This window comes from Arcticibacter pallidicorallinus (genome assembly GCF_003002875.1).
In the GTDB taxonomy this organism is placed as follows: Bacteria; Bacteroidota; Bacteroidia; order Sphingobacteriales; family Sphingobacteriaceae; genus Arcticibacter; species Arcticibacter pallidicorallinus.
Window position 1 is genome coordinate 158,284 of the sequence record NZ_PVTH01000004.1, and the last position, 19,635, is coordinate 177,918.

Sequence of the window (19,635 nt, forward strand, 5' to 3'; positions counted from 1 at the left end):
TTAATTCAGGCTGTAGCTGTAATTCATAGCTTACAGCTACAGCCTGACAACCTTGTAAATATGATTATTACTGAAGTAAAGACAAAAAAAGACAGAAAGGAATTTCTAGACATAGCAAGAATCATATATAAGGATGCTGAGGCTTGGGTTTCTCCTCTTGACAACGATGTGGAGGCAGTGTTTAATCCCTCACAGAACAATTTTCACAAACACGGTAAGATCATCAGGTGGACTTTAAAAAGCTCTTCCGGAGACCCTTTGGGACGTGTTGCAGCGTTCATTAACGACAACAAAGCTTTTACGTATCCACAGCCAACCGGTGGAATAGGCTTTTTTGAATGTGTAAACGACCAGCACGCGGCCAACTATTTGTTTGACACGGCCAGGGAATGGCTCAAATCACATGGTATGGAAGCGATGGATGGTCCCATTAACTTTGGAGAGAACGACACTTTCTGGGGGCTGCTGGTAGAAGGTTTCACTCAACCGTCTTACGGCATGAACTATCATCACCCCTATTACAAAGCATTATTTGAGAATTATGGTTTTCAGCCTCTTTACGAACAAATAACCAATCATCTCGACGTAAATAAGCCTTTTCCTGAACGCTTCACGCGGATTGCAAATTGGGTGATCAAAAAGCCTGGCTATAGCTTTAAACCACTCGACCCGAAGAAGATCGACGAGTTTGCCAGCGACTTCATGGAAATATATAACGACGCCTGGAAAGACTTCGATAATTTCGTCCCAATTAATAACGCCACTATAATTGAAACTTTTCGGAAGATGAAAACAATCATGGATCCCAACCTGATATGGTTTTCTTACGTTAACGGAGAAGCTGCTTCTTTCGTTATTATTCTTCCTGACGCTAATCAAATAATTAAATCTTTCAACGGAAAGCTTGGCCTCATCGAAAAGATCAAATTCCTTTATCTTCGATGGAAGGGCGTATCGAGAATGCGGGCCATCGTAATGGGAACGAAAACCGCCTATCAGAAGCATGGTCTGGAATCTGCAATGTTTATTAAGCTGAAAGAATATGTCCTACCTCTTGGTAGGTACAAAGAGCTCGAGCTGTCATGGGTAGGCGATTTTAACGACAAGATGCTCGCACTCCATGAAGCTACAGGTGCTTCCTTCGGAAAAAAGCACGTGACCCTAAGGAAGGTCTTTTAATAGCGATAGCCGCAATTTTACCGCGGCCTCAGGACAGCACTTTCGACTGTCTTAATTCATCAAACAAATCGATGATCTTTTTCTGAAGCGCGATAATTTCCGTCTCCCGCTCCCGGAGCTTCTTGTTACTTACCTCCAGATCAGAAACATATTTCTCCTGCTCTTCCGAGTCGTTATACGTCAGAAGCTGAATAACAGACAAATCAAATAGTTTCGCGATCTGTTCAAGCCGCGACAAGTTGATATCCGTAATTCCTGTTTCGATTTTGGAAAACGCTGGAATAGAGATGTCCAGCCTTTTGGCTACGTCCTCTTGACTCCAGCCGTTTTGATGGCGGAGGAGCCTGATTTTTTTTCCTAATGTATTCATTTTGTTAATTCTTAGGTGTATAATGTGCTGTTCTCTTGGCAACTGCATCAAGATCCAGTCCGCCAAAATTACCTGAGCTCATAAGAAGCAAATTTTTACCCTTATAATTAATACAACTCAAAAATTCGTCCAATATTTCACAATTATTAAAAAAAATCAACTTATTATTACCAAATGCTGCTTTTACAATGTCTTCATCATATGGTGTAAGTTTTTTTTGCTCAAAAGTTTTTTGATTGATATACACCACCGGGATGTCAGCATGGTCTATACTTCCTTTGTATTCACCAAGAAAATCAGGATTAAGGCTGCTAAACGTGTGAAGTTCAATCACCGCAACAAGCTCCCTGTCTGGAAACTGACGCTTTACCGCCTGAACAGTTGCCTTCAATTTCGAGGGTGAATGAGCAAAATCTTTATACACCGAGGTATTTTCATTAGAAGCCAGAAGTTCCAGCCTTCTCGATGCTCCTTTGAAAGACCCCATGGCCTCATAAAACCGCTGATTACTAACACCTAGCTTCTCGCAAACTGAGAAAGCCGCCTGCATATTGTATAAATTATGCTCTCCAAAAACATGCAGAGCCGTTTCCTCGTTCCCGTTTTGTAGATAGGTTACCCCATTTCTCGTTACGCTCTCGATAGCTGAATATCCAATCTTCTGTATATTTGATTGATTATTATTGATAACAGCTTTCACCGCTTCATCGTCCTGATTAAAGAACAGTGTCCCTCTTGGTTCCATACTGTCTATGAACAGGCCGAACTGCTCAGCATAGTTCTCAAAAGTTGGAAACACGTTGATGTGATCCCAGGCGATTCCACTAATAACCCCTATATGTGCGTGATACAGATGGAACTTCGGTCGCCGATCTATTGGCGAAGCCAGATATTCGTCCCCTTCAATAACGATGACCTTTGCATCTGTGATTCTAACCATTGTTTCAAAGCCGGCCAGCTGAGCTCCTACCAGATAATCAAAATCGATATCACATTTTTGTAATACATGCAGAATCATCGAGGTTATGGTAGTCTTTCCGTGACTCCCTCCAATCACCACCCGCTGCTTGTCTCTTGACTGCTCGAAGATATATTCTGGATAGGAATAAACTTTGATCCCCAGCTCCTGCGCTCTCAGCAATTCAGGATTATCTACCCGCGCATGCATTCCTAAAATTACTGCATCAAGATTCGGCTGAATGCGCTCTGCATTCCAACCCAGTTCGTCTGGATAAATTCCGTGCTTCTTCAACCGGGATGATGAAGGCTCAACGATTGCATCGTCTGAACCAGATATCTCATATCCCTTTAGCTTCAGAGCGATTGCCAGATTGTGCATGGCGCTGCCCGCTATTGCTATAAAATGTAGGCGCATATATAAATGATTAGATCAGGCTTTCACCAATTTAAGTGATGCCCAGTTATCCGACAGTTGTTTTTCAGAAAATTGTATACCGAATTCCGCCGCCTTCTGCAGCAGTATCTCGCAATCTTCGTTGTAAAAGCCGCTTAAGATCAAGATTCCTCCTGAGTCGAGCGCCTCTGCATAGCGCTCAATTTGATCCAGCAGGATATTCCTGTTGATGTTCGCTAGTACAACATCATATTTTCGGTCAGGAATCACTTCTTTGGACCCGCACAGGGCCTTAATGAAGCTCACGTCATTCAACGTAATATTTTCCAGTGTACTTTCGTAGCAAACCGGATCATAATCAATCGCTGTAATATCTCTGGCCCCTCTTTTCCCCGCAAGTATCGCCAAAATCGCAGTTCCGCATCCCATATCCAGCACCGACTTTCCAACAAAATCCATCGTCAGAATAAACTCCATAACCATCGAAGTCGTCTGATGGTGTCCCGTACCAAACGACATTTTGGGATCAATGACAATCTCGATGGGAAACTCCGGCCGCGGTTCATGAAACGTAGCCCGAACATAGCATTGGTTGCCGATCGTTAGCGGTTCAAAATTGCTCTCCCATACCTCGTTCCAATTCTTCTGGGGCACAAATCTTTTCTCATACGAAAAAGTGACCATATTTCGGAACGAAGAAAGAAGCTTTTCAACATCTACCCCTTCGGCCAGGCTCTCCGCTATGTAGGCATTAAAGCCGCCTTCGGTCTCCTCAAAAGTATCAAAACCTGCTTCACCCAGAGAATGGATGAGCAGGTCCCGATAAACTTCTTCGTCTTGTTCTATTTTAAAAACAAACTCGTAGTAATTCAAATCTTAGTTATTAAAAACTTTTGCAATGTCAAGAAAGTCCCTTGATTTAAGAGATGCACCTCCTATCAGTCCACCATCAATATCTGCCTGCGAAAAGAGCTCTGCCGCATTTTTCGGGTTACAACTACCTCCGTATAATATGGTCGTGTCTTCGGCAACCGCGTCTCCGTATCTTGCTTCAATTTCCTTGCGGATAAACGCATGGATTTCCTGAGCCTGCTCCGGACTTGCTGTCACCCCTGTGCCAATTGCCCAAACGGGCTCATAAGCAAGAACGATAGTCGAAAAATCTCCCACTCCGAGTTCAAAAACACCTTCCGAAAGTTGTCTTTTAATTACGTCAAAATGCGTATTTCCATTTCTTTCTTCCAATGTTTCTCCGATACAAAAGATCGGCTTCAAACCTGCTTTTATAGCGGCCCTGGTCTTTTCAGCCAGAAGCTCGTTGGTCTCACCAAAATACTGACGTCGCTCTGAATGACCCAGAATAACATACTCCGCGCCAACCGACTTCACCATAGATGCTGATATTTCACCTGTATACGCTCCTGCTTCTGCCTGGTGGCTATTTTGTGCGCCGATGCTCACGTTCGTCGTCTGACCTGCCATTTGACTAAGGCTATACAGGTAAGGGCTTGGCGGACATACAACCAGTTTCTGATCTCCACGGATTTCATCCTTCGCCATGTTAAGCACTTCAGAGAATAAACTTAGCCCTGCTGAATAGTCAAGGTTCATCTTCCAGTTTCCTGCAACGATCTTTTTTCTCATAATTTAGTTTTTATATTTCTGTAATGTTTGGTTAAATCGAATATCGCTGCAAAGATACCCCTTTCTACTGTATCCAGCTCTTTTTCTCTCCGGGCGAAAACACGTTCCGTTGTCTCAATAGCCTTATCTAAACGATACTCGGCATTGTTCCCAATTTCGTACCATGAAAAGTCGGGCACGAAATGTTGGGGAAAGCCTGCTCCGAAAACATTGGAACTGACACCGACGACTGTTCCTGTATTAAACATCGTATTTACGCTGCACTTGGAGTGATCACCCATAATAAGGCCGCAGAACTGCAAACCGGTATCTCTATAGCGGTCGTTCGCATAATCCCAAAGCTTCACCGAAGCATAGTTGTTTTTTAGGTTTGAATTATTCGTATCCGCCCCCAGATTACACCATTCCCCAATAACCGAGTTCCCGAGGTAACCGTCATGTCCTTTTGATGAATAGCCCATTATAACGGCATTATTTATTTCGCCTCCAATACGGCAGTATGGACCAATGGTTGTTTTGGAATAGATCCGGGTACCCATTTTTAGCTGTGCGCCCTCACACAATGCAAAAGCTCCTCGAACCATGGATCCTTCCCATACACCGGAGTTACGGCCCAGATAAATCGGACCTTTCAGGGTATTGAAAGTACTGCACTCTGCTTCCACTCCTTCCTCCACGAAAATCTGGTCGCCCAGAACAGTATTAGTGGAGCTTAGCGAAGCAGAAGTCCTACCGGAGGTTACTAATTCGAAATCGCGAAGAATCTCTTCTTCGTTTTGCATGAATATGTGCTCCGGATGCATAATCCTACTGAAGTCCCGGGCATAGGAAATCAGTTTAAAACCTTCAAGGTCTATGACGGGGATGCCCGACTCTGCTGTAGCTCCCCTTGCTGCGAGCAAAAGATCGGAAGCATATAGCGCTTCGCCGGTTTCAAGCTTACTGATCGCTTCAACCAGGTACTCGTCCGGACATACAGAACCGTTTATAAATAAACTAACAGGATCATGATGGTAAGGAAACTTTTCCTGAAGATATGCTACCGTCAGAAAGGCAACATCGCTATCCAGTCGCTTCGCCCATTTTTCTGCTATCGTCAAAATTCCGACTCTTAGTCTGGCAACAGGCCTTGTAAACGTCAGAGGCAATAAGCTATCGCGGGCAGAATCGTCAAATAAGGTAATGGTCATTAAGGGCAAAAATAAAAAAAGTCCGGGCTGTACACCCGGACTTTCAAAAATATTTTGAGAAATATTACTTCTTAGAGTAACGTGTGCGGAATTTATCAATACGACCGGCAGTATCTACCAGTTTCATCTTTCCTGTATAGAACGGGTGAGATGTGTGAGAGATTTCCAATTTAATAAGAGGGTACTCGTTACCGTCTTCCCATTTAATGGATTCCTTAGTTTCAATACAAGATTTTGTAATGAAAGAATAGTCGTTTGACATGTCTTTAAAAACAACTAATCTATAATTTTTTGGGTGCAAATCAGCCTTCATGATCTAAACTTTTTCAGGGCGCAAATATGAAATAATTTTCCATTACATCAAAATGTAATTTCACTTTATTTAGCATCGCTTACCGGTTCAAGTGGCAAATATAGAACAATCATTCATTATGTCAAAAAAATGACGTATTAAAGTGGGTTGAATCTGACCAAAATCTTCTGACCCCTCAAACTTTTGCTACCTTTGCACAGCTACGCTCCAGACAGAACTATGAATCTCCCTATCTATCTCGACAATAATTCAACAACTCCGGTGGAACAGCGGGTATTGGATGCAATGCTGCCGTACTTTACAAATAAGTTTGGTAATGCAGCTAGCCGCAACCATAGTTTTGGCTGGATTGCTGAGGAAGCCATAGATAAAGCCAGGCAACAGATTGCCGATCTGATAGGCGCAAACAACACAGAAATAATTTTTACATCCGGAGCAACCGAAGCAATAAATCTGGCACTTAAAGGCACCTTTGAGAGCTACCGTTCCAAAGGCAATCATATCATCACCTGCGTTACGGAGCATAAGGCAGTGATCGATTCCTGCAAGTACCTCGAAAGAATGGGTGCTGATGTCACTTACCTGCCTGTAAACAAAGAAGGCCTAATCGACCTTCAGGATCTCCGGGCTGCTATTACTCCCGCTACTATTCTGATAGCAATTATGTATGCTAATAATGAAACAGGCGTCATACAGCCGATGAGGGAAATCGCGCAAATAGCGACTGATCACCATATTCTGTTCTTTTCAGACGCCACCCAGGCCATCGGTAAAACTCAGGTGAACGTAGTAGACGACGGCATTCACATGCTTGCACTTTCTGCACATAAGATGTATGGCCCGAAAGGAGTTGGCGCCCTTTATGTAAGGCGACGGAATCCTAGGGTGACTCTCTCGCCACAGATTCACGGAGGGGGGCATGAACGTGGCTTTCGCTCAGGGACCCTGAATGTCCCCGGTATCGTGGGACTAGGGAAAGCGGCAGAACTGTGCGCTTCTATCGGATCTGAAGAGCAATCCAAAATCCTTCATCTCCGCAATAAACTAGAGTCGGCACTTCAAAAGATCGAAGGAGCTTATATCAATGGAGACCGGTCCGCCAGATTACCGAACGTTCTGAACATCTCCTTTGAACACGTTGACGGACAGGCGCTGATGATGGCCATGAAAGGTATCGCGGTTTCGTCCGGATCAGCCTGCACCTCTGCATCATTGGAGCCCTCTTACGTACTAAAAGGGCTTGGCCTTAGCGACGAACTTGCACACTCCGCCATACGTATCTCGTTGGGCCGCTTCAATACTGAAGAAGAAATAGACTTCAGCATCGAACAGGTGACCAAAGCTGTAAACCATCTGAGAAGTATCTCCCCGGCCTGGATAATGAAACAAGAAACAAACAATTCATCCAAATAATACATCCGGACAACGATTACACAACAAACATGTTCATAAGCTCGTTGTTAAATTAATGATCAAAACACCAATACAATGATAACAGTAACAGAAAAAGCAAAAGCGCGAATCGAAGATTTGGTTAAAGACTCAAATTACGATGAATCCTACTTCCTCAGGGTTTCTGTTCAAAGCGGTGGCTGCTCAGGTTTGTCTTACAATATGGATTTTGATAACATAACTAAAGCTGATGATCAATTCTTTGAAGACAAAGGCATCAAAATAGCATTAGATATGAAGTCTTTTCTTTATCTGGCAGGCACTGAACTTGATTTTTCCGACGGGATCAATGGTAAGGGCTTCAGCTTTAACAACCCAAATGCGACACGTACGTGCGGGTGTGGAGAAAGTTTTTCAGTTTAACACAAAATAATATCTTTGTGATGTAAAAAGGGGCCTAAAGCCCCTTTTTGTATATCTGTCATAATATCAGTAAATTGTTTTGGCAACCAATATAACTTAGATGCATCATACCAAAGAACCCAATACCGTTCCTTCTCTGCTTCGCAATGTAGTATCTGGTATTCATCCGGAGAACCATACTTTCCTTTTACATAAGGCGGGCGATTCATGGAAGGAAATTAGCTATAAAGAGACGCTGGACACTGCCGACGCGATTTCTTCTTATTTTTTGGACATGGGCATCCGGAAAGGCGACCGCCTGGGGCTCATACTGGAGAATTCACCGTCGTATATCTTTTATGATCAGGGCCTGCAGCAGATAGGCGCTGTAAATGTTTCCATATATCCTACCCTTACGGAAAACGAAATCGAATACATTATCAACGATGCAGGTATTCGAACAATCATCGTGGGAACGGCGTTTCTTTTGAAGAAGATATTCAAGGTGGCCAATAACTGTCCCTCGCTCCAGCGTATCATCCCCGCTTTCGATCAGTTCGAAAAACACGTTCAGGACGTCAACATCAGCGCCGGAATCATCGGTTTTAAACAGCTGATAGAAGAAGGAAAAAAATCTCTTACTGAGCGTAAAAAACAGATTGACGCCTGTCGGGAAGCCATCCTTCCATCTGACCTCTCTGCATTAATATATACTTCCGGCACTACCGGCATCCCCAAGGGAGTCATGCTTTCCCACGCCAATTTCGTGGAAAACGCGAAAGCCAGCCTGCTACAAATTCCGGTCGTCACCAAAGATGACATGTTCTTGTCTTTTTTGCCGCTTTCACATGTATTTGAACGCACCGCAACTTATCACATCTCCTGTACCGCAGGATGTCGCATTGCCTTTTCACAAAGCCTGGAGCTGCTGGCACGCAACATGGAAGAAGTGAAGCCAAGTATTATGGCCTGCGTACCGCGACTACTCGAACGCATCCATGACAAAGCAATAAAGAGTGGCACACAGGGCGGTGGACCAAAAGCTGCAATCTTCAACTGGGCTCTGGCAACCGGGGAAAGATACCGGACAGTAATCGAAGCAGGCAAATCACCCGGCATTTTATTATCAGTTCAGCAGAAACTGGCAGACAGGCTGGTATTCAGCAAAATAAAGGAAAAAACAGGGGGCAACCTTAAGTTCTTTATCTCAGGCGGAGCAGCACTTCCAAAAAATGTTGGTGAATTCTTCGGGAACCTTGGAATCAAAGTACTGGAAGGTTTTGGGCTTACCGAAACCTCCCCGGTGATGTCTGTTACCGAGTATGACAGGCAGATCTACGGAACCGTTGGCCGCATCCTTCCGGGTATCGAAGTCGGCATCCAGGATGTAGATACGAAGAAAATACATACGGTTCAGACACATCAGTCCTTCGACGAAAACCTCCAATCACCCGAAGGAGAAATTATTGTCAGAGGCCACTGCGTTATGAAGGGATATTGGAACAAAGGCGAAGAAACAGCTCTGGTGATCGATCATGACGGCTGGTTTCATACAGGGGATATTGGACAGTTTTTCAAGGGAAATCTCAAAATAACAGACAGAATAAAAAACATTCTGGTAAATTCTTTCGGTAAGAACATCTATCCTACCCCGGTAGAAAACACGTACCTGAAAAGCCAGAAGATCGAACAGATATTCCTCATCGGCGACAAACGGGAATACATTACCGCCATTGTCGTCCCTTCGAAAGAATCGCTACAGGAAGCTTTTGGCTTCACGGAAGAGTTCTTCGAACGCCCCGAGATGTTTATATCAGAAGCCGAGGTCATCTCCTGGATTGCTGACGATATCAAAAGACTATCCGGAGAACTGGCTAAATTCGAACGTATCAAAAATTTTAAAGTCAAACGCCTTCCTTTCTCTATAGAGGCCGGAGAAATGACTCCTTCGCTCAAAGCAAAGCGTAAGGTGATAGAGAAGAAATATGCCGACGATATAAACATGCTTTATACCGAGGAAAGTTTTAACGAGTAAAAACCGGCATAGATTGGTACACTACGCTCGAATATCTATATTTGCAAAAATTACAAAGAATGAGTATTGGCTTATCCGAACAGGAAATTATACGCCGTGAGGCACTGCAGCAGCTACGCAATCTGGGAATAGATCCTTATCCCGCAGAGGCATATCAAATAAATGTTACCACTGAAGATATTCTGAGAAACTACGAAAGAGATAAAACTTCGTACAAAAATATCAGCTTCGCCGGCAGAATCATGAGCCGCCGAATCATGGGTAGCGCATCTTTTGCCGAATTACAGGATTCAACCGGAAGAATGCAGGTCTATATCAAGCGTGACGATATCTGTCCCGGAGAAGACAAAACACTTTACAACACCGTATTTAAGAAACTACTGGATATAGGTGATTTCATCGGTGTGAAAGGCTTTGTGTTTACCACTCAGACTGGCGAAATATCGATCCACGTTACCGAAATGACATTACTTTCAAAGTCACTTAAGCCACTCCCTGTGGTGAAACGCGACGAAGAAGGGAATATATTCGACGGATTTACAGATCCTGAAATGCGCTACCGCCAGCGTTACGTAGACCTGACTGTGAACCCAGAGCTTAAGCAGATTTTCATCAATCGCTCCAAGGTTATCAGCACCATGCGTAACTATTTCGACAGCCAGGGCTGGATGGAGGTGGAAACGCCGATACTGCAATCCATACACGGAGGTGCAGCAGCGAGACCATTCAAAACTCATCACAATACCCTGGACATGCCTCTGTTCCTCCGCATCGCGAACGAACTTTACCTGAAGCGTCTGATTGTTGCCGGTTTTGATGGAGTATATGAATTCGGTAAGATGTTCCGTAACGAAGGTATGGACCGCACACATAATCCAGAATACACAGCGATGGAAATCTATGTCGCTTATCGCGACTACGTGTGGATGATGGGTATGGTAGAGGAATGCCTGGAGAAGATCGCCCTCGCTATTCACGGCCAGTCCAAAGTGACTGTCGGACAACATGTAATTGACTTTACCGGACCGTATGAAAAACTGTCCATGTTCGAATCCATACAGAAATACACTGGTATCGATGTATCAGGCATGGACGAAGCCTCACTACGTCAGGTATGCCGTGACTTAAATATAGAGGTAGACGCATCAATGGGCAAAGGAAAGCTGATAGACGAGATCTTCAGCGAAAAAGTGGAAGCCAACCTGATCCAGCCTACCTTCATTACCGATTACCCTATCGAAATGACCCCGCTTGCCAAGAAACACAGAAGCAAAGAAGGCCTGGTCGAGCGCTTTGAACTTTTCGTTCTCGGCAAGGAAATCGGTAACGCATACTCGGAACTTAACGACCCTATAGATCAGCGAGCACGTTTCGAAGACCAGCTCCTGCTGGCCAACCGGGGCGACGAAGAAGCCATGGCAATGGACGAAGACTTCCTAAGGGCACTTGAATATGGCATGCCGCCTACAGCCGGATTGGGTATCGGAATCGACCGTCTCGTCATGCTGATGACCAACCAAAGCACTATTCAGGAAGTTCTTTTCTTCCCTCAGATGCGCGCCGAAAAGAAATTGAAAGTAGCTTCTGTAAGCGACTACGTAGCGATAGGCGTACCGGAAGAATGGGTACCTGTACTTTTAAAGATGGGATTCAATACCATAGAAGAGCTCAAGGCCGCCAATCCAAATAAAGTCTTCAACGACTTAGGAGGAATGCGCAAAAAGCTAAAACTCGATATTTCAGTTCCGTCAAAGGAAGCCGTAATGGAATGGTTTGAATAAACCTTCCCCATAGCTTAACATAAAGATAAAGCCCTGCAAACATTAAGTTTACAGGGCTTTCTTATTTTCGTTATCAAAAGAATAACTATGAATTTATCCAGTATCGAGATAACAGAAAACGAATATCTCATTAAGCTAAACAAGCAAGACTTTGACCTCTCGTTGATCAACACGCTTATCAAGCGTATTCAGGCCGAAACATTTTTCAAATCGATGCTTAACGAAGATGAAGAAGATATCATCAGCAGAAGAGCAAACGATCAAAGGAACAACCTATTCGACCACCTGGACGATAAATAAAGGGCAAAGACCTATCTCGGTCTGAAGCCTCTCGTCTGAACCTGCTGCTTGTCCAGCTGTCCCATCTGTCCCTGCATCATTTTAATTTGCTCAGCCAGCAACTTGTTTTTATCCGCCTTTTTGGCCTCCTGCAGGTACATCGTAGCCTCGCGCTTGTTGCGCTTTGCCATGGCAATACCCGCCAGGCTAAGCTTCGCCAGGGCAATGTTATGATCCATCGTCATTCCCAGAGCAAGGGATTTCTTGAAATATTTCTCAGACTGTAAAGGCGCTTTTCGTGATTCAATTAAACCGATTAAAAGATGATAATAACCATGCTGCGCTTTCAAAAGTTCGCTTTCATAATTTTTAATCTTTTTTAACCAGAGCTCCGAAGCTTCCATATTTTCCTTTCTCAGATAATATTGTGCTATCAGCATCTTCTCGTTGAAGAAAAAGGTAACAAAGACGATAATAGATAGTAAAAGCACCAGCACTCCCCAGCCCCAATAACTAAAGAACATTAAGGCAACGGTTGCCCCTAACAAGGCGAAGGCGATTATTAATCTGACGAAATTTGGCATATTTGTATTTCTTATTAAATAGTTGGCAAATATCGCTTATTTCGATCCTAAAACCAAAAATATACCATTATGACTGCGTTAATAAATGAATCCTGGAGAGCTGTTCTTGCAGATGAATTTGAAAAGCCTTACATGAAAAATCTGAGAGCTTTTCTGCAAAGAGAAAAGCAGGAAGGAAAAGTAATCTTTCCTCCGGGTCCATTGATTTTTAACGCTTTTGATCACACCCCCTTTGAAGAGGTGAAAGTTGTAATCCTCGGACAGGACCCCTACCATGGGAACGGACAGGCACATGGTCTCTCTTTCTCGGTACATAAGGGGGTGGGCATCCCTCCTTCCTTACGAAGTATCTACAAAGAGCTTCAAAGTGATATTTCCGGTTTCGTCATACCTCAACACGGCGAGCTTACTCAATGGGCAGACCAGGGAGTACTTCTTCTCAATGCCACACTCACTGTCAGGAAAGCTGAGCCCGCCTCACACCATAAAAAAGGCTGGGAGATCTTCACAGACCAGGTTATTAGAACCCTGTCCGAAAAGCGTTCAGGAGTAATATTCCTGCTGTGGGGGAAAAACGCTCAAGCTAAAATCCCTTTGATCGATGAGAAAAAACATACCATCCTGACTGCAGCACACCCCTCCCCCTATTCTGCCTATAACGGATTCTTCGGATGCCGGCATTTCTCCAAAACCAATGAGATTTTGAAGAATCAGGGAAAGACGCCCATCAACTGGCAGATCTAATAGGAAAAAGGGAGCACGGCTTCCTTTTTGCTGGTTGAAAGGATCATCATGGTTTGGAATGTTTTCACAACCTGAATCTTACCGATCTTCTCCATAATCAGCTTTTCGTAAGATTTGATGTCTTTGACATAAACCTTCAGAATAAAATCACAACCACCGGTAACATGGTGACATTCCGTTATCTCATCAATCTTTTTCACCTCATCAACAAAAGTTTGTATGGTGTTGTTATGATGAAAATCTAATTGGATCTGTATGAAAGTTTTGATACCCAGCCCGAGTTCTTCTTCATCGACTACCGCATGATAGCTCTTGATCATTCCCGAATTCTCGAGCTTTCTTACACGCTCAAGCGTGGGCGCAGGCGAAAGACCAATCTCATTTGATAACTGCAAATTGGTGATTCGTCCATTTTCCTGGAGTCGCTTCAGAATTTGCAAATCTGTTTTATCGGGTTGGAACGGCATATTATTCTAATTATGGAGCCAATTTAAAACAATTTAGAAAGAATTTTTATTTTAGAGTAATCTAATTTTTTTATTAGGTTTGCTTAACGCGCAACTTAAACATGAACGAATCACTTGGAGAAGTACATTCCTCTGTAATTACTGCCGGCAAAAAAGGCTGGCGGAAGCTCTTATCATTTTTGGGACCCGCATACTTGGTCAGTGTTGGTTATATGGACCCTGGCAACTGGGCAACCGACCTCGCCGGAGGCAGCCAGTTTGGATACCAACTGATCTGGGTGTTGCTGATGTCTAATTTAATCGCACTCCTTTTGCAGTCGCTCAGCGTGCGTCTGGGCGTAGTTCAGGGGCTCGATCTGGCGCAAGCATCAAGAAATGCTTATCCTAAATGGGCCAACTTTCCGCTGTTTATACTTGCGCAGATCGCTATCATAGCCTGCGACCTCGCGGAGATTATTGGTATGGCTATCGGACTGAACCTCCTGTTTGGTCTCCCAATGATTTGGGGCGTTTCCATTACCATCCTCGATACAGTCTTGTTACTCTTTCTGTTAAACAAGGGAATGCAGGTCATGGAAAGCTTTATCCTTTCTATGGTCTTTATTGTAGGTCTTTCATTCCTGGTGGAAATGTTCATCATCGAACCTGAAATGAAAGACGTCATCGGCGGTTTAGAACCCTCCATGCTGAGTGGCGACGCATTATACATCGCCATCGGAATACTGGGCGCAACAGTCATGCCCCATAATCTTTATCTCCATTCCTCCCTGGTTCAGACCAGAAAGATCGAAAGAACGAGCAAAGGCATCAAGGAATCGCTGAAGTACAACCTAATCGACACCAGCATTGCGTTGAACCTGGCCTTCTTCGTAAATGCGTCCATATTGATCCTTGCAGCTACCGCCTTTCACAAAAATGGCTACTTCGAAGTCGCGGAAATCCAGGATGCACATAAGTTGCTCGACAATATCTTTGGATCCCTTGCTCCTGCCCTTTTTGCTATCGCGTTGATTGCCGCTGGACAGAGTTCTACCGTTACCGGAACTTTAGCCGGACAAATAATAATGGAAGGCCATATCAAGCTTCGCATTCAACCCTGGCTCAGGCGGCTGCTCACGCGCTTGCTGGCTATCATCCCCGCATTTTTTACCATACTTTACTTCGGCGAGGGAGCATTGGGCGAACTGCTTATCCTCAGTCAGGTCGTTCTTAGTCTGCAACTCGGTTTCGCCGTAATTCCACTGATCCATTTTACGTCAGATAAAAAGAAGATGGGTGAATTTGCCATTAAGCCCTGGGTGAAAGTTCTGGCCTGGCTGAGTGCTATCATCATTGTAAGCCTGAATATAAAACTCGTCTACGAAGAGATCTATGCATGGATGCACACCAACAATAACTGGTGGTTATATATTTTCATCGTGCCCTTAGTTCTGGCAGTAATCGCCTTGCTGTTCTACGTGTCCTTCCATCCCTTCTTCAAAACACCGGCTATGATCCCTTCCAACGTTCCTCACGGAAAGGCACTGGAAATCCCGAGTGTCGAAAATGTTTCTTACACTGCCATTGGTATTCCTGTAGACTTTTCCAAGAATGATAAAGCCACGATCGAGCATGCTCTTATGCAGGGGGGCAAGAATGCCAACTACTTTCTTATCCATATCGTCGAAACAGCCGGAGCACGCTATCATGGAGACACGGTTATGGACTTTGAGACAAAGAGTGATACTGATAACCTCGACATATATCGTCTCAATCTGGAGAAGTTAGGCTACAATGCTCAGATACGTGTAGGTTATGGGAACGTGGCGCCGGCAATTGTGAAACTGACAATCGATAACCAGCTTGATTTATTGGTTATGGGAGCACATGGCCATCAAACGATGAAAGACATGATCTTTGGCACAACCGTAAATGCGGTGAGGCACCGGATTAAGATACCTATTCTGATCGTAAGAGAATAAATCCTACTTCAAATAATTCATCACTTCGCGGTTACTCAGCTCCTTTTTGATGTCTATATATCCCGGATAGGAAACTTTCTGGTCCGCTACAATAATATTCGGCTTAATTTTCAGTGTAATAGTGACTGATGTATCTTTTGAAGCAGAAAAGAAGTCAGCCAGTACACGTTGATTCTCAGGTTTAGAAATGACGGGATATATATCCGTATTTATAGCGAAAGGCACCACCACTTCAGCTCCGTTAGCCGGCACTAATATCGCCTGCTCATAAACGCCACGGAGTAATTCATAATCTGCCAGCATCAGTATATATTCAAAATCGTTTATACCGGCGTCTTCCGTTCCCGGATTGCTAATTCCCAGATCAAGGCGCGCTTTCAAGGGAACTTTCTGCTGCAAGAAGGCGAAAGCAAGCTGCGGAGCCCGGCTTATGTTAAATCCGCTCTTCCCTACCAACCGGTCAGCGGGAACGTTAGCAATATAAACACTGTCTATAGAATTGACCCCAAAGACACAGTACTGAAGGGCTTCCAGCTGATTAACCTGAGTCTTCAGCCCACAAGAGAAAACAGAAACAACAAAGAGGAATGTAAAAATGATCCGGGAATATTTCATTACGTCTTTTTTCAAATGGCGTCGAGAGGAATGCGGTTATCGCGCTTATGCTGCATGGCCTTAAACTGTCCGGGTGTATAAGATGTTACGCGCTTAAACTGCGTCGAAAGATGCGCAGCACTGCTATAGCCAAGCGTATAAGCTATTTCTTTTAAACTAAGTTCATTATAGCATAGCAGCTCTTTAACACGCTCAGCCTTCTGCCTGATGATATATTTTTCAATGGTTATACCCTCCGTGGCAGAGAATAAAGTACTCAGGTAATTGTAGTCATGAGACAGGGAATCGGCTATCATTGCAGACCAGTTCCATCGTCTCACAGCGTCAGCCTGATGGAAGATGGTATCGATGATCAAGGTCTTGATACCTTCCACAAGCCTGTTCTGGCCACTGTCAATCAGTTCGAAACCCTGAGACTGGAGCGCCCTGGCTATATCCGCGATCTTAACGTTGTCAACAACACTGCCTATCCGCGCGTGACCCAATACGACCGATTCAATAAGCAGGCCCTGTTCTTCAATGATCTGCCTGACGGCTGATATACAACGCGGACAAACCATATTTTTAATGTAGATCTCTGTCATACGGATAAGCTGGACTTATTATTATTATAATTACATAACGAAGAAAACGTTTTCTATGTACTTCAGAATGATTTGATCATCTGAATATGTTCAATCCCATCTTCATCATATACATCGCTGCTCCTAACGAACCCAAACTTCTCATAAAATTTTTCAGCGTATAACTGGGCGCCGATTTTAACAGGGCGGTTTCCAAGCAAATCCTCCAGGTCCGATAAAATCAGCTTCATCATCATAGCGCCAACCCCCTTCCCCCGGTAATTGGCGTGCGTCAGGATACGTCCTATTGAAGCTTCTTTGTACGCTATGCCCGGTGGAATGATCCTCGCATACGCAATCAGACGACCTTCATCATACATCATCAGATGATGGCACTGCCCATCCAGATGATCCAGGTCCTGATAGGCACATCTCTGTTCAACGATAAACACTTCATTGCGAAGCTGTAATATCTGATAGAGTTGCTCGAGACTGAGATCCTGAAACCTCTTTGTTATCTTGATATATGACATTGCCGAAATTAACCGTTATAATCTGTAATACGTTGCAGCAAGGGTAAAAATGCCTTAATTAATGCAAGTTCTTCATTTGAGAATACTTCTGACATCGCTTTGGCGAGCCACTCCTCTTTTATACGCCGGGTTTCGGCCAACATCGTAGAGCCCTTCTCCGTCAGAGAGATCACAACCTTACGTTTATCCGTCTCTATATAATTCCGCTGAACATATCCCGCTTCAAACAAACGATTGATAGTTTGAGATATTGCTTGCTTGGATACTCGTTCCAGATCGGCCAGATCGGATGGCAACAGTGCGCCATACTGGTCCAGCAAAGCCATCGTCAAAATCTCGCTATTGGAGAAATCTGTACGGATATTCTGCTTTCTAATTTGCCTCGTCAGCCTTGTAGCAACGCTTCGTAATTGAGCGGCTAATTCATAATCCGGGTATCCCATAACAATCAAACTACACTGCAAAGGTAATTATAATATGACTATATAATTATCATAACGGACTAATAAAGCGTTAAATTTGTAAATCTACTTTACTATAGTCTTCTATGCATATATTCCGTTCACTTAAATATCCCAATTATCGTTTATTTTTCACCGGACAAGCTATATCACTTATCGGCACCTGGATGCAGCGGGTAGCAATAAGCTGGCTCGTCTACAGAATTACCGGTTCGGCGTTTCTTCTTGGTGCCGTTACCTTTCTGAGCCTGATACCTTCGCTGTTCCTCTCGCCCTTCGCCGGGAGCCTCGTTGACAGGTATAATAAGTACCGGGTTCTGATGTTTACACAGGTAGCGCTCATGCTTCAGGCAGGAATCCTGGCGCTCATGGTTTGGTTTCAGTATTACAACATCCTCTGGATCGGAGCATTGAGCTTGATCCAGGGAATTATCAACTCATTCGACGTAAACGCACGACAATCGCTAATGATAGACCTTGTTGACAAAAAAGAAGACCTTCCAAACGCTATCGCGCTCAATTCCACAGTCTTTAACTCGGCGCGACTCATCGGACCTGCGCTTGCCGGTATTGTTTTAAGTACCCTCGGCGAAGAGCTGTGTTTTCTCGTTAACTTCCTCAGCTTTATTGCTGTATTGGTATGTCTCATGCTGATGAAGTTGGAGATCAAACAGGAGATCAAACCCAAGCAGAACATTTGGATAGACCTGGAGGAAGGTTTCCAGCACGTGGTATCCTCCAGGGATATCTTTCCGCTGATTCTGACTATGGCCGCTTCCAGCCTGCTGATTATTCCCTTCATCACCCTTCTTCCTGTGTTTGCAAAAGATATCTTCAGTGGTGATGCAACTACCTTCAGCTGGTTTGAAAGTGCCGCGGGACTTGGCGCCCTTATCGGAGCGATCTATATGGCGAAATTAACGTCTAAAACCGATCTGAACAAAGTGACTATCATCTCTGGATTCATATTGTCATTTTCAGTTCTGGCCCTGGCTATTTCGCCTTCACTAATCACCGCGCTAATCTTCACAGCGTTTGCGGGAACCGGCTTAATGGTCCAGAACTCCTCCATCAACACTTACATACAAACGCACTCGCATCCCGATATGAGAGGACGCATCATTAGCTACTACATCATGGCAAATCAAGGCATACTTCCGCTAGGAAGCCTGCTGATCGGCTTTCTTGCACATCGATGGGGTACTCAAACGGTTGTTTTTATTGAGGGACTGGCAGGATTGCTTATAACAGGCGGACTACTACTACACAAAAAGAACCAGCTGCAAAGCCGGTTCCATGCTATAAAAATGAAGTTGAGACAAAGGGAGAAGGCTGCATATTATTCCTAAGCTGCAGCCTTCGTTAACTATCTCGGAGTCGGTGCAGAACCGCTTCCGTTCGATCCAGAACTTGTTCCAGTACCTGTTCCGCTACCGTTAGTTCCGGTTCCACCTGTTCCGGTGCCACCAGTAGTATCCATTCCAGTCGCTGAGCCTGAACCAGAGCTTACACCGCTATTATCGGTACTGATAGAATCAGTCATTGTTGAGGTTCCTCCAACTGTATCCATGCTGGAGTTCTCCATCATCGATGTGTCCGAATCTGAACTGTTTTGATTGTTGGACCCACAGCTCGCAAGTGACACACCCGCCACTGCCAGCACTGCTAAGATTTTGTATTTCATAGATAGTTTTTTAGATTATTTCTATTCTATAATAAAAATCTGATGAAATGGTTTTAGCATACTCCAACGCAGCTTCAAAACACG

The 19,635-nt window shown here is 44.2% G+C and carries 22 protein-coding genes; 9 read left to right on the top strand and 13 right to left on the bottom strand.

Translation table 11 applies throughout. The features are described from left to right. Window positions 1-60 precede the first annotated feature (60 nt). A complete protein-coding gene (locus tag B0I27_RS07990) occupies window positions 61-1,179 on the top strand; it encodes an N-acetyltransferase (protein ID WP_106292711.1) in 1,119 nt (372 codons plus the stop codon). A 28-nt stretch (window positions 1,180-1,207) separates the two neighbouring features. Here the strand turns inward: B0I27_RS07990 and B0I27_RS07995 are convergent, their stop codons facing one another. From B0I27_RS07995 to B0I27_RS08020, 6 genes are all read right to left on the bottom strand, one after another. After that, the gene (locus tag B0I27_RS07995; protein WP_106292712.1) at window positions 1,208-1,549 is read right to left on the bottom strand and encodes a helix-turn-helix domain-containing protein; all 342 of its coding nucleotides are present in this window, start codon (window positions 1,547-1,549) and stop codon (window positions 1,208-1,210) included. A 4-nt stretch (window positions 1,550-1,553) separates the two neighbouring features. After that, window positions 1,554-2,924 carry a UDP-N-acetylmuramate--L-alanine ligase gene (locus tag B0I27_RS08000; protein WP_106292713.1) on the bottom strand — a complete coding sequence of 457 codons (1,371 nt, stop codon included), beginning with the start codon at window positions 2,922-2,924 and terminating at the stop codon, window positions 1,554-1,556. Between the two features lie 15 nt (window positions 2,925-2,939). Beyond that, window positions 2,940-3,776 carry a 50S ribosomal protein L11 methyltransferase gene (prmA, locus tag B0I27_RS08005; protein WP_106292714.1) on the bottom strand — a complete coding sequence of 279 codons (837 nt, stop codon included), beginning with the start codon at window positions 3,774-3,776 and terminating at the stop codon, window positions 2,940-2,942. Window positions 3,777-3,779: 3 nt separating this feature from the next. Continuing rightward, a complete protein-coding gene (gene tpiA / locus B0I27_RS08010) occupies window positions 3,780-4,547 on the bottom strand; it encodes a triose-phosphate isomerase (RefSeq protein WP_106292715.1) in 768 nt (255 codons plus the stop codon). Next, window positions 4,544-5,737, bottom strand: coding sequence for a putative sugar nucleotidyl transferase (locus tag B0I27_RS08015; RefSeq protein ID WP_106292716.1), 1,194 nt, complete (start codon window positions 5,735-5,737; stop codon window positions 4,544-4,546). Before B0I27_RS08015 ends, tpiA begins: the two co-directional genes overlap by 4 nt. A gap of 64 nt (window positions 5,738-5,801) precedes the next feature. Beyond that, window positions 5,802-6,050, bottom strand: a complete 249-nt coding sequence (locus tag B0I27_RS08020) for a type B 50S ribosomal protein L31 (RefSeq protein WP_106292717.1) — start codon at window positions 6,048-6,050, stop codon at window positions 5,802-5,804. A gap of 219 nt (window positions 6,051-6,269) precedes the next feature. Between B0I27_RS08020 and B0I27_RS08025 the strand changes: the two genes are divergently transcribed. The 5 genes from B0I27_RS08025 (at window position 6,270) to B0I27_RS08045 (ending at window position 11,960) form a co-directional block, all read left to right on the top strand. After that, window positions 6,270-7,463 (top strand): IscS subfamily cysteine desulfurase, encoded by a 1,194-nt coding sequence (locus B0I27_RS08025; protein WP_106292718.1) that lies wholly within the window; start codon window positions 6,270-6,272, stop codon window positions 7,461-7,463. Between the two features lie 75 nt (window positions 7,464-7,538). Continuing rightward, window positions 7,539-7,865, top strand: coding sequence for a HesB/IscA family protein (locus tag B0I27_RS08030; RefSeq protein ID WP_106292719.1), 327 nt, complete (start codon window positions 7,539-7,541; stop codon window positions 7,863-7,865). A 100-nt stretch (window positions 7,866-7,965) separates the two neighbouring features. Then, window positions 7,966-9,879, top strand: a complete 1,914-nt coding sequence (locus tag B0I27_RS08035; RefSeq protein WP_106292720.1) for an AMP-dependent synthetase/ligase — start codon at window positions 7,966-7,968, stop codon at window positions 9,877-9,879. Window positions 9,880-9,938: 59 nt separating this feature from the next. Next, the gene (lysS, locus tag B0I27_RS08040) at window positions 9,939-11,660 is read left to right on the top strand and encodes a lysine--tRNA ligase (protein WP_106292721.1); all 1,722 of its coding nucleotides are present in this window, start codon (window positions 9,939-9,941) and stop codon (window positions 11,658-11,660) included. Window positions 11,661-11,747: 87 nt separating this feature from the next. Continuing rightward, window positions 11,748-11,960 carry a hypothetical protein gene (locus tag B0I27_RS08045; RefSeq protein WP_106292722.1) on the top strand — a complete coding sequence of 71 codons (213 nt, stop codon included), beginning with the start codon at window positions 11,748-11,750 and terminating at the stop codon, window positions 11,958-11,960. An 11-nt stretch (window positions 11,961-11,971) separates the two neighbouring features. Here B0I27_RS08045 and B0I27_RS08050 read toward each other — a convergent pair whose 3' ends face one another. Next, entirely contained in the window at window positions 11,972-12,523 is a 552-nt protein-coding gene (locus tag B0I27_RS08050) for a hypothetical protein (protein ID WP_106292723.1), read from the bottom strand. A gap of 69 nt (window positions 12,524-12,592) precedes the next feature. Here B0I27_RS08050 and ung point away from each other — a divergent pair, with 69 nt between their 5' ends. Continuing rightward, window positions 12,593-13,267 (top strand): uracil-DNA glycosylase, encoded by a 675-nt coding sequence (gene ung / locus B0I27_RS08055; protein ID WP_106292724.1) that lies wholly within the window; start codon window positions 12,593-12,595, stop codon window positions 13,265-13,267. Here ung and B0I27_RS08060 read toward each other — a convergent pair. Then, entirely contained in the window at window positions 13,264-13,734 is a 471-nt protein-coding gene (locus B0I27_RS08060) for an Lrp/AsnC family transcriptional regulator (protein ID WP_106292725.1), read from the bottom strand. The two genes, ung and B0I27_RS08060, sit on opposite strands and share 4 nt — an antisense overlap. A 101-nt stretch (window positions 13,735-13,835) precedes the next feature. On the opposite strand from B0I27_RS08060, the gene B0I27_RS08065 reads away from it, so the two are divergent. Then, window positions 13,836-15,695 carry an Nramp family divalent metal transporter gene (locus B0I27_RS08065; protein WP_106292726.1) on the top strand — a complete coding sequence of 620 codons (1,860 nt, stop codon included), beginning with the start codon at window positions 13,836-13,838 and terminating at the stop codon, window positions 15,693-15,695. A 3-nt stretch (window positions 15,696-15,698) separates the two neighbouring features. Here the strand turns inward: B0I27_RS08065 and B0I27_RS08070 are convergent, their stop codons facing one another. The 4 genes from B0I27_RS08070 to B0I27_RS08085 all read right to left on the bottom strand — a co-directional run bounded on the left by B0I27_RS08070 (window position 15,699) and on the right by B0I27_RS08085 (window position 17,849). Then, window positions 15,699-16,310 carry a hypothetical protein gene (locus B0I27_RS08070; protein WP_106292727.1) on the bottom strand — a complete coding sequence of 204 codons (612 nt, stop codon included), beginning with the start codon at window positions 16,308-16,310 and terminating at the stop codon, window positions 15,699-15,701. A gap of 11 nt (window positions 16,311-16,321) precedes the next feature. Beyond that, window positions 16,322-16,894: a helix-turn-helix domain-containing protein gene (locus tag B0I27_RS08075; protein WP_106292728.1), complete on the bottom strand. Its 573-nt coding sequence runs from the start codon at window positions 16,892-16,894 to the stop codon at window positions 16,322-16,324. Window positions 16,895-16,956: 62 nt separating this feature from the next. Next, entirely contained in the window at window positions 16,957-17,406 is a 450-nt protein-coding gene (locus tag B0I27_RS08080) for a GNAT family N-acetyltransferase (protein ID WP_106292729.1), read from the bottom strand. A gap of 8 nt (window positions 17,407-17,414) precedes the next feature. Then, the gene (locus B0I27_RS08085) at window positions 17,415-17,849 is read right to left on the bottom strand and encodes a MarR family winged helix-turn-helix transcriptional regulator (protein ID WP_106292730.1); all 435 of its coding nucleotides are present in this window, start codon (window positions 17,847-17,849) and stop codon (window positions 17,415-17,417) included. Between the two features lie 104 nt (window positions 17,850-17,953). Between B0I27_RS08085 and B0I27_RS08090 the strand changes: the two genes are divergently transcribed. Next, window positions 17,954-19,216 (top strand): MFS transporter, encoded by a 1,263-nt coding sequence (locus tag B0I27_RS08090; RefSeq protein WP_106292731.1) that lies wholly within the window; start codon window positions 17,954-17,956, stop codon window positions 19,214-19,216. Between the two features lie 17 nt (window positions 19,217-19,233). Here the strand turns inward: B0I27_RS08090 and B0I27_RS08095 are convergent, their stop codons facing one another. Then, entirely contained in the window at window positions 19,234-19,551 is a 318-nt protein-coding gene (locus tag B0I27_RS08095) for a hypothetical protein (RefSeq protein WP_106292732.1), read from the bottom strand. Window positions 19,552-19,635 lie beyond the last annotated feature (84 nt).

Coding starts and splice junctions, on each gene's coding strand:
- B0I27_RS07990 (WP_106292711.1), top strand. CDS start 61: ATGATTATTACTGAAGTAAAGACAAAAAAAGACAGAAAGGAATTTCTA.
- B0I27_RS07995 (WP_106292712.1), bottom strand. CDS start 1,549: ATGAATACATTAGGAAAAAAAATCAGGCTCCTCCGCCATCAAAACGGC.
- B0I27_RS08000 (WP_106292713.1), bottom strand. CDS start 2,924: ATGCGCCTACATTTTATAGCAATAGCGGGCAGCGCCATGCACAATCTG.
- tpiA (WP_106292715.1), bottom strand. CDS start 4,547: ATGAGAAAAAAGATCGTTGCAGGAAACTGGAAGATGAACCTTGACTAT.
- B0I27_RS08015 (WP_106292716.1), bottom strand. CDS start 5,737: ATGACCATTACCTTATTTGACGATTCTGCCCGCGATAGCTTATTGCCT.
- B0I27_RS08020 (WP_106292717.1), bottom strand. CDS start 6,050: ATGAAGGCTGATTTGCACCCAAAAAATTATAGATTAGTTGTTTTTAAA.
- B0I27_RS08025 (WP_106292718.1), top strand. CDS start 6,270: ATGAATCTCCCTATCTATCTCGACAATAATTCAACAACTCCGGTGGAA.
- B0I27_RS08030 (WP_106292719.1), top strand. CDS start 7,539: ATGATAACAGTAACAGAAAAAGCAAAAGCGCGAATCGAAGATTTGGTT.
- B0I27_RS08035 (WP_106292720.1), top strand. CDS start 7,966: ATGCATCATACCAAAGAACCCAATACCGTTCCTTCTCTGCTTCGCAAT.
- lysS (WP_106292721.1), top strand. CDS start 9,939: ATGAGTATTGGCTTATCCGAACAGGAAATTATACGCCGTGAGGCACTG.
- B0I27_RS08045 (WP_106292722.1), top strand. CDS start 11,748: ATGAATTTATCCAGTATCGAGATAACAGAAAACGAATATCTCATTAAG.
- B0I27_RS08050 (WP_106292723.1), bottom strand. CDS start 12,523: ATGCCAAATTTCGTCAGATTAATAATCGCCTTCGCCTTGTTAGGGGCA.
- ung (WP_106292724.1), top strand. CDS start 12,593: ATGACTGCGTTAATAAATGAATCCTGGAGAGCTGTTCTTGCAGATGAA.
- B0I27_RS08060 (WP_106292725.1), bottom strand. CDS start 13,734: ATGCCGTTCCAACCCGATAAAACAGATTTGCAAATTCTGAAGCGACTC.
- B0I27_RS08065 (WP_106292726.1), top strand. CDS start 13,836: ATGAACGAATCACTTGGAGAAGTACATTCCTCTGTAATTACTGCCGGC.
- B0I27_RS08070 (WP_106292727.1), bottom strand. CDS start 16,310: ATGAAATATTCCCGGATCATTTTTACATTCCTCTTTGTTGTTTCTGTT.
- B0I27_RS08075 (WP_106292728.1), bottom strand. CDS start 16,894: ATGACAGAGATCTACATTAAAAATATGGTTTGTCCGCGTTGTATATCA.
- B0I27_RS08080 (WP_106292729.1), bottom strand. CDS start 17,406: ATGTCATATATCAAGATAACAAAGAGGTTTCAGGATCTCAGTCTCGAG.
- B0I27_RS08085 (WP_106292730.1), bottom strand. CDS start 17,849: ATGGGATACCCGGATTATGAATTAGCCGCTCAATTACGAAGCGTTGCT.
- B0I27_RS08090 (WP_106292731.1), top strand. CDS start 17,954: ATGCATATATTCCGTTCACTTAAATATCCCAATTATCGTTTATTTTTC.
- B0I27_RS08095 (WP_106292732.1), bottom strand. CDS start 19,551: ATGAAATACAAAATCTTAGCAGTGCTGGCAGTGGCGGGTGTGTCACTT.